Annotated in this window: 18 protein-coding genes; 12 read left to right on the top strand and 6 right to left on the bottom strand. The window is 69.1% G+C overall.

Annotated features, from left to right (window positions below):
* Nucleotides 1-146: 146 nt before the first annotated feature.
* From AB0I12_RS01640 to AB0I12_RS01625, 4 genes are all read left to right on the top strand, one after another.
* Entirely contained in the window at nucleotides 147-986 is an 840-nt protein-coding gene (locus tag AB0I12_RS01640; protein WP_359923032.1) for a DUF4397 domain-containing protein, read from the top strand.
* Nucleotides 983-1,675, top strand: a complete 693-nt coding sequence (locus AB0I12_RS01635; protein WP_359923029.1) for a sortase — start codon at nucleotides 983-985, stop codon at nucleotides 1,673-1,675. Before AB0I12_RS01640 ends, AB0I12_RS01635 begins: the two co-directional genes overlap by 4 nt.
* 121 nt (nucleotides 1,676-1,796) lie before the next feature.
* On the top strand, nucleotides 1,797-2,375 hold the full coding sequence (locus tag AB0I12_RS01630) for a sigma-70 family RNA polymerase sigma factor (protein ID WP_359923026.1): 579 nt from the start codon (nucleotides 1,797-1,799) through the stop codon (nucleotides 2,373-2,375).
* Nucleotides 2,356-3,126 carry an anti-sigma factor gene (locus AB0I12_RS01625; protein WP_359923023.1) on the top strand — a complete coding sequence of 257 codons (771 nt, stop codon included), beginning with the start codon at nucleotides 2,356-2,358 and terminating at the stop codon, nucleotides 3,124-3,126. The genes AB0I12_RS01630 and AB0I12_RS01625 overlap by 20 nt, the downstream gene beginning before the upstream one ends.
* A 3-nt stretch (nucleotides 3,127-3,129) precedes the next feature.
* On the opposite strand, the gene AB0I12_RS01620 is transcribed toward AB0I12_RS01625, so the two are convergent.
* From AB0I12_RS01620 to AB0I12_RS01595, 6 genes are all read right to left on the bottom strand, one after another.
* On the bottom strand, nucleotides 3,130-3,999 hold the full coding sequence (locus AB0I12_RS01620; protein ID WP_359923021.1) for a MerR family transcriptional regulator: 870 nt from the start codon (nucleotides 3,997-3,999) through the stop codon (nucleotides 3,130-3,132).
* Nucleotides 4,000-4,025: 26 nt separating this feature from the next.
* Nucleotides 4,026-5,696, bottom strand: a complete 1,671-nt coding sequence (locus tag AB0I12_RS01615) for a cytochrome bc complex cytochrome b subunit (RefSeq protein WP_359923018.1) — start codon at nucleotides 5,694-5,696, stop codon at nucleotides 4,026-4,028.
* Between the two features lie 325 nt (nucleotides 5,697-6,021).
* Nucleotides 6,022-6,387 (bottom strand): hypothetical protein, encoded by a 366-nt coding sequence (locus AB0I12_RS01610; RefSeq protein WP_359923015.1) that lies wholly within the window; start codon nucleotides 6,385-6,387, stop codon nucleotides 6,022-6,024.
* A complete protein-coding gene (locus AB0I12_RS01605) occupies nucleotides 6,387-7,757 on the bottom strand; it encodes a DUF4331 domain-containing protein (protein ID WP_359923012.1) in 1,371 nt (456 codons plus the stop codon). Before AB0I12_RS01605 ends, AB0I12_RS01610 begins: the two co-directional genes overlap by 1 nt.
* A 38-nt stretch (nucleotides 7,758-7,795) precedes the next feature.
* Entirely contained in the window at nucleotides 7,796-8,074 is a 279-nt protein-coding gene (locus AB0I12_RS01600) for a twin-arginine translocation signal domain-containing protein (protein WP_359923009.1), read from the bottom strand.
* A gap of 138 nt (nucleotides 8,075-8,212) precedes the next feature.
* Entirely contained in the window at nucleotides 8,213-10,021 is a 1,809-nt protein-coding gene (locus AB0I12_RS01595; RefSeq protein WP_359923006.1) for a GAF domain-containing protein, read from the bottom strand.
* Nucleotides 10,022-10,182: 161 nt separating this feature from the next.
* On the opposite strand from AB0I12_RS01595, the gene AB0I12_RS01590 reads away from it, so the two are divergent.
* The 8 genes from AB0I12_RS01590 to AB0I12_RS01555 all read left to right on the top strand — a co-directional run bounded on the left by AB0I12_RS01590 (nucleotide 10,183) and on the right by AB0I12_RS01555 (nucleotide 17,571).
* Nucleotides 10,183-10,428 (top strand): hypothetical protein, encoded by a 246-nt coding sequence (locus tag AB0I12_RS01590; protein WP_359923003.1) that lies wholly within the window; start codon nucleotides 10,183-10,185, stop codon nucleotides 10,426-10,428.
* An 85-nt stretch (nucleotides 10,429-10,513) separates the two neighbouring features.
* Nucleotides 10,514-12,166: a hypothetical protein gene (locus AB0I12_RS01585; protein ID WP_359923000.1), complete on the top strand. Its 1,653-nt coding sequence runs from the start codon at nucleotides 10,514-10,516 to the stop codon at nucleotides 12,164-12,166.
* Between the two features lie 19 nt (nucleotides 12,167-12,185).
* Nucleotides 12,186-13,223 carry a 2Fe-2S iron-sulfur cluster binding domain-containing protein gene (locus tag AB0I12_RS01580; RefSeq protein ID WP_359922998.1) on the top strand — a complete coding sequence of 346 codons (1,038 nt, stop codon included), beginning with the start codon at nucleotides 12,186-12,188 and terminating at the stop codon, nucleotides 13,221-13,223.
* Nucleotides 13,220-14,407: a hypothetical protein gene (locus AB0I12_RS01575; RefSeq protein ID WP_359922995.1), complete on the top strand. Its 1,188-nt coding sequence runs from the start codon at nucleotides 13,220-13,222 to the stop codon at nucleotides 14,405-14,407. Before AB0I12_RS01580 ends, AB0I12_RS01575 begins: the two co-directional genes overlap by 4 nt.
* On the top strand, nucleotides 14,404-14,778 hold the full coding sequence (gene mimD / locus AB0I12_RS01570) for a propane 2-monooxygenase effector subunit MimD (protein ID WP_359922993.1): 375 nt from the start codon (nucleotides 14,404-14,406) through the stop codon (nucleotides 14,776-14,778). Before AB0I12_RS01575 ends, mimD begins: the two co-directional genes overlap by 4 nt.
* Nucleotides 14,779-14,792: 14 nt before the next feature.
* Entirely contained in the window at nucleotides 14,793-15,836 is a 1,044-nt protein-coding gene (locus tag AB0I12_RS01565) for an amidohydrolase family protein (protein ID WP_359922990.1), read from the top strand.
* Nucleotides 15,837-15,844: 8 nt separating this feature from the next.
* Complete coding sequence (locus AB0I12_RS01560; protein WP_355697965.1) at nucleotides 15,845-16,549, top strand: iron-sulfur cluster assembly protein; 705 nt, start codon at nucleotides 15,845-15,847, stop codon at nucleotides 16,547-16,549.
* A complete protein-coding gene (locus AB0I12_RS01555; RefSeq protein ID WP_359922986.1) occupies nucleotides 16,546-17,571 on the top strand; it encodes an NAD(P)-dependent alcohol dehydrogenase in 1,026 nt (341 codons plus the stop codon). Before AB0I12_RS01560 ends, AB0I12_RS01555 begins: the two co-directional genes overlap by 4 nt.
* The last annotated feature ends 1 nt before the right edge of the window (nucleotide 17,572 follow it).

The raw sequence follows: 17,572 nt of genomic DNA, 5'->3' as shown, positions 1-17,572 counted from the left end.
ACCAACCGGGTTCCCCACGTCGGCCAGCATCTCACGAACCACCGCAGGCCGTTGCCTCACTTTTGCATAAATTTCGGAATCAGCGCATCCGCGCCGCCGGCTGCGTCGGAAGAGGGGGTAAGTAGTCCGATCCTAGGAGGGTTCCTATGTCCGTGCGTCGAGTCACTGCACTGCTCGCCACCGGCCTCGTGGTTGCCGGTGCGCCGGCGGCCGTGGCTGCCAGCGCCGAAGCGAAGCCGGCAGCTACCTCGTCCGTGTCCGTGCTGCACGCGGTGCCCGGTGCGACGGTCGATGTCTACGCCAACGGCAAGGCACTGCTGACCAACTTCAAGCCCGGAACGCTGACCGACCCGGTCAAGCTCCCGGAGGGCACGTACGACCTCAAGGTCACGGCGGCCGGTGCGGGCGCCGGAGGTGCGGCGGTCATCCAGGCGAACGACGTCAAGGTCCCGGGCGGCGCGAACATCACCGTCGTCGCGCACCTGTCCGCGGCCGGCAAGCCGGTCCTGACGCCGTACGTCAACGACGTCTCGAAGCTCTCGGCCGGGCAGGCGCGCCTGACCGTGCGGCACGACGCGGCAGCGCCCGCCGTCGACGTCCGCGCGGGCGGCAAGCCCGTGTTCAAGGGCCTGACCAACCCCAACGAGGCCAAGGCCGACCTGCCCGCCGGCACGGTCAAGGCCGACGTGGTCCTCGCCGGTACGTCGACCGTCGCGATCGGCCCGGCCGACGTCAACCTGAAGGAAGGCACCAACACGATCGTGTACGCGTGGGGCAGCGCCGCGGACAAGAACCTGAAGCTGGCCGTCCAGACGATCGGCGGCCTGCACGGCAACCCGTCCGGCGTCCCGGGCGGAACCGGCGGTCAGGCCGCCGCGCAGGACACGTCCGCCGGCTTCCTGTGGCTCACCGGCGTACTCGGCCTGGTTGCCCTGGGCATGATCGGCTTCGGCACGGCGGCCATCCGGCAGCGTGCCCGGTCGTGAGAATCACCCGCGGTGCGGCCGTCGTCCTGACGGCCGCGCTCCCGGTCTTCGGCCTGGCGGCCGGCTGCTCGTCCTCCGGCGAAGCACCGGCCGGCAGTGACCGGAGCGAGCGGACACAGCAGACCGCACCGGTGTCGCCGACCACTCCTTCACCGGCACGGTCGACCGCTCCGTCCGCTCCCCCGGCAACGACCGGGAACGGGATTCGCGTCCGGCCGGCCGAGCCGCCCACCGCGGCCGAGGTCGTCCAGCCGAACCGCTTGCGACTCGAATCCATCGGGGTCGACGTTCCGGTCGTTGCCGTGGGCGTGGCGGCCGACGGGCAGATGGAGCTGCCGCCGAATCCCGCCGTCATCGGCTGGTACCGGTTCGGGCCGAGCACGACCGACCAACGCGGCTCGGTGGTCCTCGGCGGCCACCTCGACAGCAAGCAGTACGGCGTGGGGCCCCTCGTCCGGCTCCGGAAGCTCCGGCCCGGGGACCTCGTGACGGTCCGGCTGAGCGACAACTCGACGACCAGCTACCGGGTCCGGACCGTCGAGGACATCGCGAAGTCGAGCCTGGCCCTCGACCGGGTCTTCGATCGCGACGGCACGCCGCTGCTGCGGATCATCACCTGCGGCGGACCCTACGACCGCACCGCCGGCGGCTACCGGGACAACCTCGTCGTCACGGCAGCGCCCACATGAGCGCCGTACGGCGAGTCCGGGATCAGCGCAGCGTGACCGGACGCCTGGGCGCGGTGACGTTTCGGCGCGGCCCGGCCGTCGGCACCGGCTCCCGCACGGGAGATTCGCTACAGTGCCGTTTGTGACCAGCATCGAGGCCGGCGCACCGTGGCCGCCCGACATTGCGAAAGGTCTGGCGGAAGGCCGCGAGCAGAGCCTCGCGGACGCCTACCGGCAGTGGTCCGGCCTGGTGTTCACCTTGGCGCTGCGAGCTCTCGGCGACCGGACCGACGCCGAGGACGTGACCCAGCAGGTCTTCGTGTCCGCCTGGCGCGGGCGTGCGAACTTCGACCCGTCGCACGGCGAGCTCGGCGCCTGGCTGACGGGTATCACCAGGCACCGGATCGCGGACCGGCTCGCCGCCCGGAGCCGGGAGCACCGCAACGCCGAGGCGGCCGGCGGCCTGCTGGACCGGGAGACGTCGCCGGACCGCGTCGACCAGGACACGGTCGACAAGGTGGTCCTGGCCGACGAGCTGGCCAAGATCGACGACCCGCGCCGAACCATCCTTCGCCTCGCCTTCTACGAAGACCAGACGTACCCCGCGATCGCGGAGCAGCTCGACCTGCCGCTCGGAACCGTGAAGAGTCATGTCCGGCGCGGCCTGCTGCACCTGCGTGACAGACTGAAGGAGGTGAAAGGTGACGACACATCTGGATGAGGAACTGCTGGCCCAGTGGGTCATCGACGGCGAGACGCCCGATGATGCCGCCGCCGATCACCTGCGGCTGTGCGGACGCTGCCGCGAGAGCCTGCAGGAGCTGCGGGTCGTCGCGGGGCACATCGGTGAGCTGCCGCGCCTGGGCACGGCACCCGCCGACGTCTGGGACCGGATCGGCGCCGAGCTCGGCTTCGAGCCCGGCACGACGCAAGCGCGGCCATCCGTACGGTCAGCACGGTCGGCGCCGTCAGCTGTGCCGTCGTCCGTGCCTGACGCGTCCGTTGCCGAGCTCAGGCCACGGCGACGCCCGGTCGGCAGGACCGCGTTGGCGATCGCTGCGAGCATCGCTGCCGTGGTGGGCATCGGCGTCGGCGCGATCGGCGCGCTCCTGGTCACCTCGGACGATGCGGGCGGGCCGACCTCCCAGGCGGTCGCCAAGCTGGAACCCTTGGCCGGCAAGTCCGGCGACGGCAACGCCGACCTCCTCCGCGGAGCCAACGGGATCGAGCTGAAGGTCAGCGCGACGGGCCTGGCGGCAAGTCCGGGCTTCTACGAGGTCTGGCTGATCAACGAGGACGGCAAGCGGATGGTCGCGCTCGGCGTGCTGAACCCGAGCACGGGCGGCACCTTCCAGATCCCGTCCGACCTGACCGGCCAGGGCTACCGCATCGTCGACATCTCCCTCGAACCGGACGACGGGAACCCGGAGCACTCCCACGACAGCATCATCCGGGGCACGCTGCCCAGCTGACCGTCAGGCCCGCTGCATCTGACGAGACGCTGCGACGATTCGCGTCACGGCCCCGTCCAGGTCGTCCAGCTCACGATCGGGACCGGGCCAGCCGTGGCCTGCCTTCAGGACCTGGTGCCCCAGCCGCTGCAGGCGCCTGCTGAGGGCGGTCTGGCCGCTGCGCCGCAGCGTCGTCCACAGCACCACCACCGTGGGATCGGTCCGCTCCGCCGCCGCCACCACGGCGTCGTCGTTCAGACCTGCCTCGAGAGCGATCGCCGGGATGCCCCGCTCGAGCAGACAGCCGCGCAGGACGGTCATCGGCAAGGTGTGGCGCTCGTCGGGGCAGATGGCGAGCAGGCACGGGCGTCCGGTGCGCAGCAGGCCGCGCTCGGCGACGTACCGCTCGATCGCGTCCTCGACCGTCCTGGCCAGCAGGAACGTGAGATCGATACAGTCGCCGATGTCGGTGAACCGGCGCTCCAGTTCGTGGAACGCGGGCGCGATCACCTCGTTCCAGGCCGGCCCGACGCCGCGTTTCTGCAGCAGGTTGTCGAGGATCTCCGCCATCGTGGTGACCCGGTACGACTCCGCCGACGCGAGCAGCGCGTCGGGTTCGGTGACGTCCGGACCGGTCCCCGCGGTCAGCCGCGCGGCGTCCACCGGCGCGGCGCCCTTCGCGATCAAGGCGATCATCCGGCGCAGCCTGGCCACGTCGTCGGCCGAATAACGACGATGCTGCCCGGTGCTGCGCTGCGACGGGCCGATGCCGTAGCGCCGCTCCCAGCTCCGGATCGTCACCGTCGGGACGCCGAGCATCTCCGCGACACGCCCCACCGGCCACACCATCTCCTCCGGGACGGCGGGGCGGGCGGCACTCGGACGGTTCGGCATCCTTCTACGATAGTCATGTCGACGGGCTAGGTCCTGGAGCGCTCCCGCTGAGTGGCGGACTCGAGCTCGCGAGTGCCGTCGGTCTCGGCGGCGTGATCGGCGTGATCCGCGTCGTCGGCGTGGGCGGCTTCGAGCTCGGCGGCGGTCGGTTTCTGGACGGCGTCGGCGAAGTAGAAGCGGCTCAGCGCGGACCGGAGACGCTCGCGCCGGCGGTGCGGCCGCGCGACGCCGTTCTCGTCGGCCGGCGGCGGCTCGTCGAGCACGGTGTCCCGGTCGCGGGCGGTCAGCGCGTACGCCTCGTACACCGAGATCTCCGCGTGCCGCTCGGAGTACCCGCCGTCGGGTGCGCGGACGATGACGCCGCTCTCCCGGCCGTGCAGCAGCCGCTCCCGGTCCGCCCGCTGGAGCGAGATCGCCCAGCGCCTGGTGATCCAGAACGCGAGGACCGGCCCGGCGACGATCAGCACCCGGCAGGTCCAGGTGATCGCGTTGATCGAGCTGTGCAAGTGCGTCGCGATCAGGTCGTTGCCGCTGTTCAGCCACAGGACGCCGTAGAAGGTGATCATCGCGACGCCGACGCCGGTCCGGGTCGGGTTGTCCCGCGGCCGGTCGAGCAGGTGGTGCTCGCGCCGGTCGCCGGTGATCCACGCCTCGAGGAAGGGGTAGAGGGCAACGAACCCGATGAACAGCGGCGGCACCAGCAACGCCGGCAGGAAGATGTTCCAGCTGACCGTGACGCCCCAGAAGTGCGACTCGGCACCGGGCATCAGCCGGACGGCGCCGTCCAGCCACCCCATGTACCAGTCGGGCTGCGACCCCGCCGTCACCTCGGCCGGGTTGTACGGCCCGTAGAGCCAGACCGGGTTGATCTGGAGCAGCGCGCCCATCAGCGCGGTGACGCCGAACACCACGAAGAAGAAGCCGCCCGCCTTCGCGACGTACACCGGGAACAGCGGGAAGCCGACCACATTCTTCTCGGTCCGGCCGGGTCCGCGGTACTGCGTGTGCTTGTGATAGACGACCAGGAACAGGTGCACCGTGATCAAGGCCAGCAGGATCCCGGGGATCAGCAGCACGTGGACGGTGAAGAACCGGGAGACGAAGTCGTCGCCGGGGAACTCTCCTCCGAAGATGAAGAACGCCAGGTAGCTGCCGACCACCGGAGCGGCCAGCACGAGGCCCTGGGTGATCCGCAGGCCGGTGCCCGACAGGAGATCGTCGGGCAGGCCGTAGCCGATGAAGCCTTCCACGACGCCCAGGAACAGCATCACGATGCCGATCAGCCAGTTCAGCTCGCGCGGCTTGCGGAACGCGCCGGTGAAGAAGATCCGCAACAGGTGCACGCTCATCGCGGCGACGAACAGCACCGCGGCCCAGTGGTGGATCTGGCGCATCAGCAGGCCGCCGCGGACGTCGAACGAGATGTTCAGCGCCGACTCGTACGCCTCCGACATGTGCAGGCCCTTGAGCATGCTGTACGAGCCCTGGTACTCGACCTCGGCCATCGACGGCTTGAACCACAGCGTCAGGAACACACCGGTCAGCACCAGGATCAGGAAACTGTAGAGGGCGATCTCGCCGAGCATGAACGACCAGTGGTCCGGAAAGATCTTCCGGAGGTTCTTCCTGCCGATATTCGCGATCCCGAGACGGTCGTCAGCCCACCTGACCGCCGTCGGAAGCTGCTTGTCTGCCATCAGCTGCCGCCCGCCGTGTCGGTTGTCTTCCGGGTCGCCGGTCCCCGGGACCCGTCGCGCCAAACTTATGCACAATTGATGCACGCAGGCCACCGCCACGCAAGCACAGATACGTCACACCCGTGTTCCCGGCGAGGTCTGCACGGCCTGAGACCCCGTCAGTCGAACGAATCGGCGAAGTGCCGGGCGACGTGGCGGACCGACTCCGACACGGTCGGTTCCTGGTCGTAGAAGTCGAACGGTCACGTGCCGCGCCGAACTCCGCCCGTACTCCACCAACCCCGCCACGAAGCACCGGCTCTAACGGGTCGGCCGAGAGGTCGGTCTAGCGCGGCCAGTCGGCTTCTGTCACCGCTCCCCCGACGACATCCGCCGTCAGCCGCACCGGTCCGCCGGGGCGCACGGACAGTTCGTAGCTGCCTTGCCGAACTTCGAAGAAGACCGCTGAGTGCACGATCTCACCTGCCGGCGAGGGCCGCGGAACCACCGCCACGTGCGGCAGCGCACCATGACCGTGCCCATGACCGTGCTCATGGCTGTTCGGGACGATCGTGTGCCCGGTAGGGCGTAGTTCGATCTCCTGCCCGTCCAGCTCGGCCGGCATCGTGACGACGAGCGCACCGATGTCACCGCCGATGTCGAGCAGGACCGACGATCCTCGACCCGCGTGCGGGTTCTCGACGCCGGTCATCACGCGGCCGGGTTTCCGGGCTCGGACTGGTAGCCGCCGGCCGGCGTCCCGAGATACGGGAACGACGGACGGTAGTCCGCGTTCGTGTTCGACGTCCCGTCCTTGATCGCGGCCGCGGCCGCGTCGGGCCGGTACGACGGATCCACCAGCGGGATCGTCAGCCCCGCGACGGCCCGCAGCTCCACGGTCACGACGTCGTCGAAGACCCTGCGCCCGTTCGGGAACCCGGCTGCGTCCCCGGCCACCAGGCCCAGCGGATTCGGTGCCTTGGCGGGCGGCACCGCGACGTTGAGGCGGAGCAGGTCGGCCTGAACGGGTCCGGTGAAGTTCTGGAACCCCGGTACGACGCCCTTCGGGATGCCGGTGAGCAGGATCGCCGCCAGGTCGGCGCGCGGCTTCTGGTACGCGGCGAGGTTCGGGAACACGCCCGGGTACAGCACCGGCAGCAGACCGGCCAGCTCGGGCTTGGTCACGAACCCGGCGTACCGCCTGTCGTCCTGCGGGGCGCGACCGTTCCACCGGTCCTTCTCCGCCATCGGCACGATGACCTCGTTGAACAACGGGTTCCCGAGCCTGGAGACCTGCTGGTACGGGCCGTGCCAGGCCGCGATCCCGCCGTCGAGAATCCTCGACGTCTGCCGGCTCGCCGAGGCGTAGACACCGATCACCGCGGCCGGGTCCAGCACGTTCGTGGGCCTGCGGCCGTCGCGGGTGAGGTCCGTGATCGGAACCTGCAGCGCGATCGTGTGCACGTTCGATCCCTGCAGACCGTTGACTCCCGCCGCGGCCGCCGACGGGATCAGGTGGGCCAGCTGGAAAGGTCGCAGCGTACCGAGGTCGAAGATGCTGCCGAGGTCGGCGAAGAACCCGTCGGCGCGCTGACCGGCGAACACCTTCCGGTGGTTGCCGATCGTGTGGATCGCCTGCCTGGCCAGCTTCGCGTAGTCCGGCGTACTGCGCACGCCCACGTTGACCGGCGGCGCGGGCAGGTTCCGCGCGAGGACCCGCGAGCGTCCGTTCTCGACCCTCGTGACCGAGTAGTACTGCGGGCGGTTCCAGGTCGTGTCCGTGATGGACGTGATCGGTCCGGTGTTGTACAGGAACGTCTTGGTGTTCCTGATCGTGGCATGGAACCGGAACTGGTAGCTGAGGTCGGCACTGCCGGTGCCGCGGTTGGAGATGTGGATCTGGTACAGCACGTCGTCGCCGAACTCGTAGAAGTTCGGCCCGCCGTACGGGTTCTGGAACGGGATGAAGTTGGCGATCAGCGTCACGGTGTCCGGCTGGTCCGGGCTGACGAACGCGTAGACATCGGTGTTGTCCGCGACCGGGTCCTTCGAGATCTCCGGCGCTTCGCGATGTGAAGACATGACTGTTCCTCCGGTGCAGGCGTGGGTGGATCGCCGGATCAGGCGGTCGTGGCGCCGGCCAGGCGCGCGGCCAGCTCACGGTCGGTCAGGACGACTTCACGGTCCCCGACCAGAATCGCCATCTCCCCCTTCCGCACGTCTTTCACGTGGACGACGAACGACTCGGCGGTGGCCAGGTCGGCCGCCCGCAACTCGTCCCCACCCGTGGTCTGCGCGGACCGCTCACCGAAGATCTTCGGTCCGGCCACGGCGCCGACGGCTGCCGCGGTCCCCGCGCCGGCGAACACCAGAAAGCCCCGGCGTGTTGCGTCACTCATGTTTCTGCCCCTTCCCTCTCGAAAGGCCCCGGCGATGAAACGGGTGCCCGAGGGGTGTTCGCCGCCGGCTGCGGCCCGGATGGGGCCGGACAGCAGGCACTACGTGGGGCGACCAGAGGCTTACTCGAAGCGCTGGGGTCAGACCGGTGGGGGCTGGATGCCGTAGTCGTGGATCTTGCGGTAGATGGTGGCGCGGGACATGCCGAGTGACTTGGCGGCGCGGCCCTTGTGGCCCTCGTTGGCGATCAGGCTGCGGATGATCGCGTCGCGCTCGAGTGCCTCCAGCTGGCTCAGGCTGCGGCGGCTGGTCGCCTGCAGCCGGGCTGGGAGGTCGGCGGGGGTGATCACACCGGCACGCCGGCGGCGGACGACGATCTGCCGCAGGATCTGGCCCAGCTCGGCGGTGTTGCCCGGCCAGGCCGAGCGCATCAGCTGCTGCATGGTGTCCGGCCCGCAGGTCAGTTCGCCGTGGCTCAGGCGGTCGAGGAAGTGCGGCACCAGCTCGCGGATGTCCTCGATGTGGTGTCGCAGGGGCGGTACTTCGATGGTCAGCGGGAAGATCGTCAGCAGCTCGCCGAGATCGGGCGGGTCCTTCGCGTCGCAGGTCAGGGTGAGGACGATCCACGGCGGCTCCGCCGGCCGGCGTTCGACGACGTCGTACAGCGCCTCGACCGTGGCCTGCGCCCGGTCCGGGTCGAGGGCCTCGGCGTGCCGGATCACCAGCGCCTGCAGCGCGTCGTCCTCGAGCTCGGCCTCCAGCTCACCGGCGTAGCCGTCCCCGAGCCGGGCCGCGTCGACGACGTGGAACCGGCCGGCCTGGCTGTTCTGGCGGTGCGCCGCGCGGGCCAGCGCGACCTTGCCGACACCGCGTTCGCCGGTCAGCACGACCCACTGCCCCGCCCGGCAGGCGTTGTCGACGTCGCGGCTGCTGCCGAGCCACGGCGCGGTGTGGCCGACGAGTCCCGGGAGCGTGGGACGCGGCGGCGGGCGATGACCGGAGGCCGACGGGCCGGTGCCGCTCGCGGACGCGTGCGGACTGACCTGGACGATCCCCGCGCCGCCGCGACCGCCGGGGACGACGGGCCGGCACGTGATCCGGACCCGGGTACCGGTCGGCAACTCGGTCACGATCGCCTCCGGGGCGCCGCGGTTCATCATCTCGGCGGCGTGCCCGAGCACCGCCCGCTGGTCGACGGCGTCGAGGGCCTGACCGGCTTTGGCGTTCATCAGCAACAGATCGTCGTCGACCGCGATCACCATGTCACCGAGCCGGCGCGAACTCTGCAGGTACGCCCGCAGCAGGCGCAGCTCCCGGGCGGAGCTGTCGTCGAGCAGCGCCCGCCGGATGCTCTCCGCGGTCGTCTTGGCGAGCGCCATCAGCAGCGAGCCGGCGTCCTTGCGCCAGCAGGTCAGGTCGATGGCGCCGATCGTCTTGCCGGTCACCGGATGCTTGATCGGTACGCCGGCACAGGCGAGCTCCTCGAGGTCCTCCGCATAGTGCTCGTGACCGAACACGTGCATCGGCCCGCCGCCTTCGAGCGCCGTCCCGATCCCGTTGGTGCCCGCGAACTGCTCGGCGTAACTGAAGCCCGGCGCCAGGAAGACCCTGTCGAGGTGCTGCGCCAATTTGGTGTCGGCGGTCAGCCGCTGGAGGACCAGGCCGGTCCGGTCGGTGAGGATCACGCTGATCGGCTGGCCGTCGAGATTCTCGTGCAGCCGCTCCAGCACGGGCCGGGCGCTGCGCGTCAGCGGGAGGTCCAGCTCGGGATCCGCGACGTACGGCAGGGTGATCCGGTCCGCGGGCAGGTTCCAGCGCCGCGACCGCTGCCAAGAGGCCAGGATCGGCGGCCGGACGTCCTGCGACCTGACGGGATCGAAGGTCAGGAAGTTCAGGCGGGCCGCGGCTGCCCGCTGGTTCTCCTCCGCCGAGGGCGCGTGTTCGTCCACGGGACCTCCTGCCGCTGGGCGGCTGCAGCCGATCCGCACGGCCCCCGCCCAGTCATCCCCTTCCGAGAATAGTGCAGCCGGCCACCCGCGACGTCTCAGAATGAGACAGCCATCGCGGCGTCGCGGGCTTGTGATGCCAACAGGCGACCACGGAGGTTCCGATGGACAACGATGTCTCGCGGCAGGAGTCGTACAACCCTTGGACCGTGGTCCGGCTGGTCTTCGATCACTTGGCCGAGGCGGGTCTGCACCCCGTGCTCGGCCCGGGCGGACACCCGGGCGAACCGGCGGCGGAGCTCCTGCGCTGCTTGGGTATCCGGCCCGATCCGCAGGGCGACCACCGCACCGCCGAGCGCAAGGAGGCGGAGCTGGCGAGGCTCCGCGCAGCCTACCTGGACGAGCAGTGACGGGTGTCTCAATTTAGGACCTCGTCCCGCCGCTGAGCGCGCTGTACTGCAGGTGACAGCCGGTCACATGAGCGGGAGGAGTGCCATGAGTCGCCAGAGTGTGGCGAAGGCCCACCAGAAGATCCAGGAGTTGTCCTGGGAACCGGCGTACCACGAGCCGGTCTCCCAGTACGGAACGGACTACACGTTCCGTAAAGCGCAGAAGAAGGACCCGCTGAAGCAGGTCCTGCGGTCGTACTTCCCGATGCAGGAGGAGAAGGACCACCGGGTGTACGGCGCCTCCGACGGCGCGATCCGCGGAAACATGTTCCGCCAGGTGCAGGAACGCTGGCTGGAATGGCAGAAACTCTTCCTGAGCATCATTCCGCTGCCGGAGATCTCCGCCGCCCGGGCGATGCCGCTGCTGTTCCGGAACGTACCGAACCCCGAACTGCACAACGGCCAGGCGATCCAGATGATCGACGAGGTGCGGCACTCGACGATCCAGCAGAACCTCAAGCGCCTGTACATGAACAACTACATCGACCCCGCGGGTTTCAACTCGAGCCTGCGGGACTTCCAGAGCGACTACTGCGGCACCATCGGCCGGCAGTTCGCCGAGGGGTTCATCACCGGTGACGCGATCACGGCGGCCAGCATCTACCTGACCATCGTGGCCGAGACCGCGTTCACCAACACGCTGTTCGTCGCGATGCCGGCCGAGGCTGCGGCCAACGGCGACTACCTGCTGCCGACCGTCTTCCACTCTGTGCAGTCGGACGAGTCCCGGCACATCAGCAACGGGTACGCGACGCTGCTGATGGCGCTCGCCGACGAGGACAACCACCAGCTGCTCGCCCGCGACCTGCGGTACGCCTGGTGGAACAACCACCGCGTCGTCGACGCCGCGATCGGCACCTTCATCGAGTACGGCACCAAGGACCGCCGCAAGGACCGCGAGTCGTACGCCGAGATGTGGCGGCGCTGGATCTACGACGACTACTACCGCAGCTACCTGGTGCCGCTGGAGAAGTACGGCCTGGAGATCCCGCACGACCTGATCGAGGAGGCCTGGAACCAGATCTGGAACAAGGGCTACGTGCACGAGGTCGCGCAGTTCTTCGCCACCGGCTGGCTGGCCAACTACTGGCGGATCGACCCGATGACGGACAAGGACTTCGAGTGGTTCGAGTTCAAGTACCCGGGCTGGTACGACAAGTACGGAAAGTGGTGGGAGAACTACAACCGGCTGTCCCGGCCGAACGGGCACAAGCCGATCGTCTTCGAGGACGTCGACTACGAGTACCCGCACCGGTGCTGGACGTGCATGGTGCCGTGCCTGGTCCGTGAGGACATGGTGATGGCGAAGGTCGACGGGCAGTGGCGGACGTACTGCCACGAGATGTGCAAGTGGACCGACGAGACCGCGTTCCGCCCGAGCTACATGGGCCGGCAGACGCCGAACATGGGCAAGCTGATCGGTCACCGCGAGTGGGAGACGCTGTACCACGGCTGGAACTGGGCCGACGTGGTGTCGGACATGGGCTTCGTCCGCGACGACGGCAAGACCATGGTCGCGCAGCCGCACCTCGACCTGGACCCGGACAAGATGTGGACGCTGGACCACCTGCGCAAGTGCCCGCCGCTGGCCAGCCCGAACGTGCTGCTCAACGAGATGAGCGACGACGAGCGTACGGCGTTCGCCGCCCGCTACGTGAAGGGTGGTCCCGCCGGCCGTCCCGCCCCGGCCGAAGCCTGACGGCCTGATGAAGCACGTCGTGAGGTTCGAACCGGTCGGCATCGAGATCGAGGTCGACGAGGAGCAGACGATCCTGCGCGCCGCGGCCGAGCAGGGCGTGATGCTCATGCACGGCTGCAAGGAGGGACAGTGCGCGTCCTGCAAGTCGTTCGTCCTCGACGGTGAGGACATCGACCTGGACCGCTACTCCACCTTCGCGCTGCCGGAGTACGAGCTGGACGAGGGCTACACGCTGCTGTGCCGCGCGCACGCCTTCGAGGACCTCACGATCGAGCTGCTGAACTACGACGAGGAGATGATCCGGTCCGGGCTGCCGATCCAGGAGCGCACCGCCGAGGTCGTGGCGATCACCCCGGTGACCCACGACCTGCGGCACCTGGTGCTGCGGGTGTCCGGGGAGCTGAAGTTCTTCCCCGGGCAGTACGTCGACATCTCGGTGCCGGGCACCGGCGCCAGCCGATCGTTCTCGATGGCGAACACGTCGAGCCGGGAGACCGGCCTGCTGGAGTTCGTCATCAAGGTGTACCCGGGCGGTCTGTTCTCGGAGTTCCTCGACCGGCGTCTCCGGGTCGGCGACCGCCTGGACCTGACCGGGCCGTTCGGGGTGTTCACCCTCCGGGACAACCCGGACGCCCGGCTGGTCTTCCTCGGCGGCGGGGCCGGCATGGCGCCGATCCTCGCGCTGCTGCGGTCGATGGCCGAGCGCGGCATCGACCGGCCGACGACGTTCTACTACGGCTCCCGCACGCAGCTCGACCTGTGTTTCGAGGACGAGTTGCGGGCGCTCGAGCAGACCTTGCCCCGGTTCCGGTACGTCCCGGCGTTGTCGGAGGCGGACTGGGACGGCGAGAGCGGACTGATCACCGACGTGGTCCGCCGGCTCGAGCCCGATCTGACCGGAGCGGACGCCTACGTGTGCGGTCCGCCGCCGATGGTCGAGGCGGCGATCCCGCTGCTCGAACAGCTCGGCGTCGCGACGAAGCACGTCTACTACGACAAGTTCACCACGACCGGCGACGCCGGTGACTCGAAGGTGCTGGAGGCAGAGAGCCGATGACCACCACACAGGACGCACCCAAGACCGAACGCAGTGTCCCCAAGCCGGTCTTCACCGATGCCGAGGCCGGCGCCCGCGAGTTCCCGGACTCGACCCTGCGGCACTACAACTACTACAAGCCGCAGAAGCGCAAGCAGAGCCACTACGAGGACGTCACGGTCGACGTCCAGCCGGATCCGCGGCACTACCTCAGCCAGGGCTGGCTGTACGGGTTCTCCGACGGTCGCGGCGGCTACCCGCTGGACTGGACCGCCCTGAAGGCCTGGGGCTCCGACCAGGCGGCGCCGAAGCGCGGGCCGGGCACCGGCGGACTGTTCGTCAAGGACTGGCCCGCCACCGGCTGGCACGAGTTCCGGGACCCGAACGAGGAGTGGGAGCTCACGCTCTACCGCTACAACTCCAACGTCGTCCGGCAGGTCGCGCAGAACGTCGAGGCGGCCCGGCAGTCGAAGGCCTTCGAGCAGTGGAACGCGAACTGGGTCGGCTTCGTCGAGCACCACGTCGGCGCCTGGATGCACGTCGACCACGGCCTCGGTCTGTACCTGTTCGCGAACGCGAACCGGCGCGCGCCCACGAACATGCACAACAACGCGATCTCGGTGAACAGCATGCACCGGATCCGCGCCGCGCAGGACCTCGCCCTCTACAACCTCACCTTGTCGGAGGAGCTGGAGGGCTTCGACGGCAGCGCGCACCTGGACACCTGGAACAACGACCCGGCCTGGCAGGGTGTGCGCGAGGTCGCCGAGGGCCTGACCGCGATCGACGACTGGTGCGAGGCGATCTTCGCGGCGAACGTCGTGTTCGAACCGCTGGTCGGCGAGCTGTTCCGCAGTCAGCTGGTCCAGCAGGCCGCGCCGCGCAACGGCGACTTCGTCACCCCGACCGTGATCGGCGCCGCGGAGTACGACTTCGCCGAACGCGACCTGCGCTACACCACGGCGATGTTCGAGCTGCTGACGAACGACAAGGAGTTCGCCGATCACAACAAGGCGATCATGGCCGGCTGGCTGAGCTCCTGGACCGCGAAGGCCCTCGCCGCGGCCCGGACGCTGCAGCCGCTGTGGTCGCAGCCGGACGCCAAGCCGCCGCGGTTCGAGGACGGACTCGACCGCGCGAAGAGCCGGTTCAGCGGGATCCTCACCGCGCTGGGCCTCACCGAACCGAAGGAGTTGGCACAGTGACCACGCTCAAGGCAGTCGTCGAGAGCCCGTTCAAGTCCGACAGCACGGCGTCCAACAAGTGCGGCTTCACGCTGATGAACAACCAGGTCGGGGAGATCGTCGCCGAGGTGATGGGGCAGAAGGACAACGTCACGCTGACGCCGTTGCCGTCGATGATCCGGGTCGACGCGATCGGCAAGATGGAGGTCGTCTACGACGACGTGTCCGAGGCGCTCGGCGAGGAGCCCGGCTACTTCGACCAGGCCGAGTTCGAGGAGAACATGTCCACCCACTACGGGCGGATGGTGCACCTGGACGACCGGACGATCCTGTTCGCCAACCCCGAGGACGCCGCCGACTACATCGGTTTCGACCTGACCGCATCCACCTGACAAGGGGGTCTCTCGTGTACGAGAAGAACGGTGAGAAGTACTTCGTGGTCGACAGCCACATGCACTTCTGGAACGCTGCACCGGACAACTGGGTGCCGGGCGCGGAGCAGTACGCGAAGGGCTGGATCGAGTGCTTCCACGCGTACATGAGCCTGGCGCCGCAGAACACGCACTGGCCGCTCGAGAAGTTCATGCGCTACTCAGAGGACGACCTGATGAAGGACGTCTTCGAGGACGGCTATGTGGACGTCGCGATCTTCCAGCCGACGTACCTGAAGGAGTGGTACAAGGAGGGGTTCAACACCACCGAGCAGAACGCGACGCTGGGTGAGAAGCACCCGGGGATGTTCGTGCTGAACACCCGGTTCGACCCGCGCGACGGTGATGCCGGGCTGGAGGAGCTCGCGCACAATGTCGACCGGTACGGTTCGAAGGGCGTCAAGCTCTACACGGCCGAGTGGAACGCGGGATCCCGCGGCTACAAGCTCACCGACACCGCGGCGTACCGGTACCTGGAGAAGGCGCAGGAGCTCGGGATCAAGAACATCCATGTCCACAAGGGCCCGACGATCTGGCCGCTGGACAAGGACGCGTTCGACGTTTCCGACGTGGACCACGCCGCGACCGACTTCCCGGAGCTGAACTTCATCGTCGAGCACGTCGGCCTGCCGCGGATCGAGGACTTCTGCTTTATGGCCACCCAGGAACCGAACGTGTACGCCGGTCTGTCGGTCGTCATCGGCGGCCTGATGCACGCCCGGCCGCGGTTCTTCGCCAAGGTCATGGGCGAGCTGTTGTTCTGGGTCGGCGAGGACAAGATGACGTTCGGCAGCGACTACGGGATCTGGGAGCCGAAGTGGCAGGTCGAGGGCTTCGTGGACTGGGAGTTGCCCGACGATCCGGAGTTCGCGGACTACCCGCGGCTCGGGGTCGAGGGGAAGAAGAAGATCCTCGGGCTGAACGCCGCCAAGCTGTACGACCTCAAGGTGCCGGACGAACTGCAACTGAAGGAGGCGACGCCGGCCGCGCAGGACGACTCGAAGTTGGTCACGTCCTGATGCCGGCAGTGGCGACTGAGCGGGACCGGGTCCTGGACGCGCTGGCCGCCGTCCGGGACCCGGAGCTGGACGAGCCGATCACGACGCTGGGTTTCGTGTCCACCTGCGTCGTGTCGGCCGCCGGTGACGTGGTCGTCCGGCTCCGGCTGCCGACGTACTTCTGTGCGCCGAATTTCGCCTTCCTGATGGTCGCCGACGCGTACGACGTGGTCTCCGCGGTACCCGCCGTGCGCTCGGTCGACGTCGCACTCGAGGACCACTTCGCGGCCGCGCAGATCAACGCCGGCGTGGCCGCCCGGGCCGGGTTCGTCGCGTCGTTCGACGGTGAGGCCGCGGCGGAGCTCGACGAGCTCCGCCGTACGTTCGTCGCCAAGGCGGTGCTGGCCGGGACCGATCAGGTCTGCCGCCCGCTGGTTGCGTCCGGCATCGATCCGGCCGGCGTCGCCCGGCTGGCGATCGCCGACGTGCCGCCGTCGCCCGAGCTCGACCGGTTGCTGCGCCGCCGGGCCGAGCTCGGGCTGCCGGTGGGTCCGGACGCGCCCCTGCTCGTCGACGTCGGCACCGGTGCGGCGATCGCGGCGGACGCCGCGGCCCGGCACCTCGGGCTGGCCCGGCTGACCAGGACCGGGATCGAGGCCAACACAGGCATCTGTCGAGGAATGCTGAAGCACCGGTACGCCGAGTCCGGTGCGGGCGAGGAGGAATCGTCATGAAGGCCGTCCGACTGCACGGGTACCACCAGCAACCAGTGGTCGACGACGTACCGGAACCGGTCGTCAAGGGACCGCTCGACGTCGTCGTCAAGATCGGCGGCGCCGGCGTGTGCCGTACCGACCTGCACATCATCGAGGGCCAGTGGGACGCGGCGATGCACCCGAAGCTGCCGTACACGATCGGCCACGAGAACGCCGGCTGGGTGCACGAGATCGGTTCGGCCGTCACCAACCTGCAGGTCGGCGACACCGTCATCCTGCACCCGACGCCGACCTGCGGGCTCTGCACGGCGTGTCGCGCCGGGGACGACATGCACTGCGTGAACAGCACGTTCCCGGGACTCGACAGCGACGGCGGGATGGCGGAGTACCTCCTCACCTCCGCCCGCGCCTGCGTCAAGCTCGATCCGAGCACCCGGCCGCAGGACGTCGCGGCGCTGGCCGACGCCGGCATCACGGCGTACCACGCGGTGCGCAAGGCGATTCCGCTGCTGCCGCCGGGGACGACCTGTGTGGTGATCGGCGCGGGCGGTCTCGGGCACATCGGCGTCCAGTGCCTGGCGGCACTCACCGCGGCCCGGATCATCGTCGTCGACCGCAACCCGGACGCCCTCAAGCTGGCCGAGCAGCTCGGCGCCGACCAGACGGTCGTTGCCGACGGCCAGCAGGTGGACGCGGTGCTCGGCCTGACCGACGGCGCCGGCGCCCACGTCGTCCTGGACTTCGTCGCCGAGCAGGGCGCGGAGCAGGACGGCTTCGCGATGACCGGCCGGGGCGGGTCGTACTTCGTCATCGGGTACGGCGGCCAAGTGCAGATCCCGACCCTGGACATCATCTCCACCGAACGGAACATCGTCGGCAACATCGTCGGCACGTTCAACGAACTGGCCGAGCTGATGGCACTCGCCCAGGCCGGGAAGGTCACGCTGCACACCAGGACCTACCCGCTCGACGCGGCCGCCGACGCGGTCGCCGATCTCGACGCCGGCCGCATCCGCGGCCGGGCGATTCTGGTTCCGTGAT

The organism is Kribbella sp. NPDC050459 (genome assembly GCF_040655315.1).
In the GTDB taxonomy this organism is placed as follows: Bacteria; Actinomycetota; Actinomycetes; order Propionibacteriales; family Kribbellaceae; genus Kribbella.
This window is presented reverse-complemented; position numbering and strand designations above follow the sequence as displayed.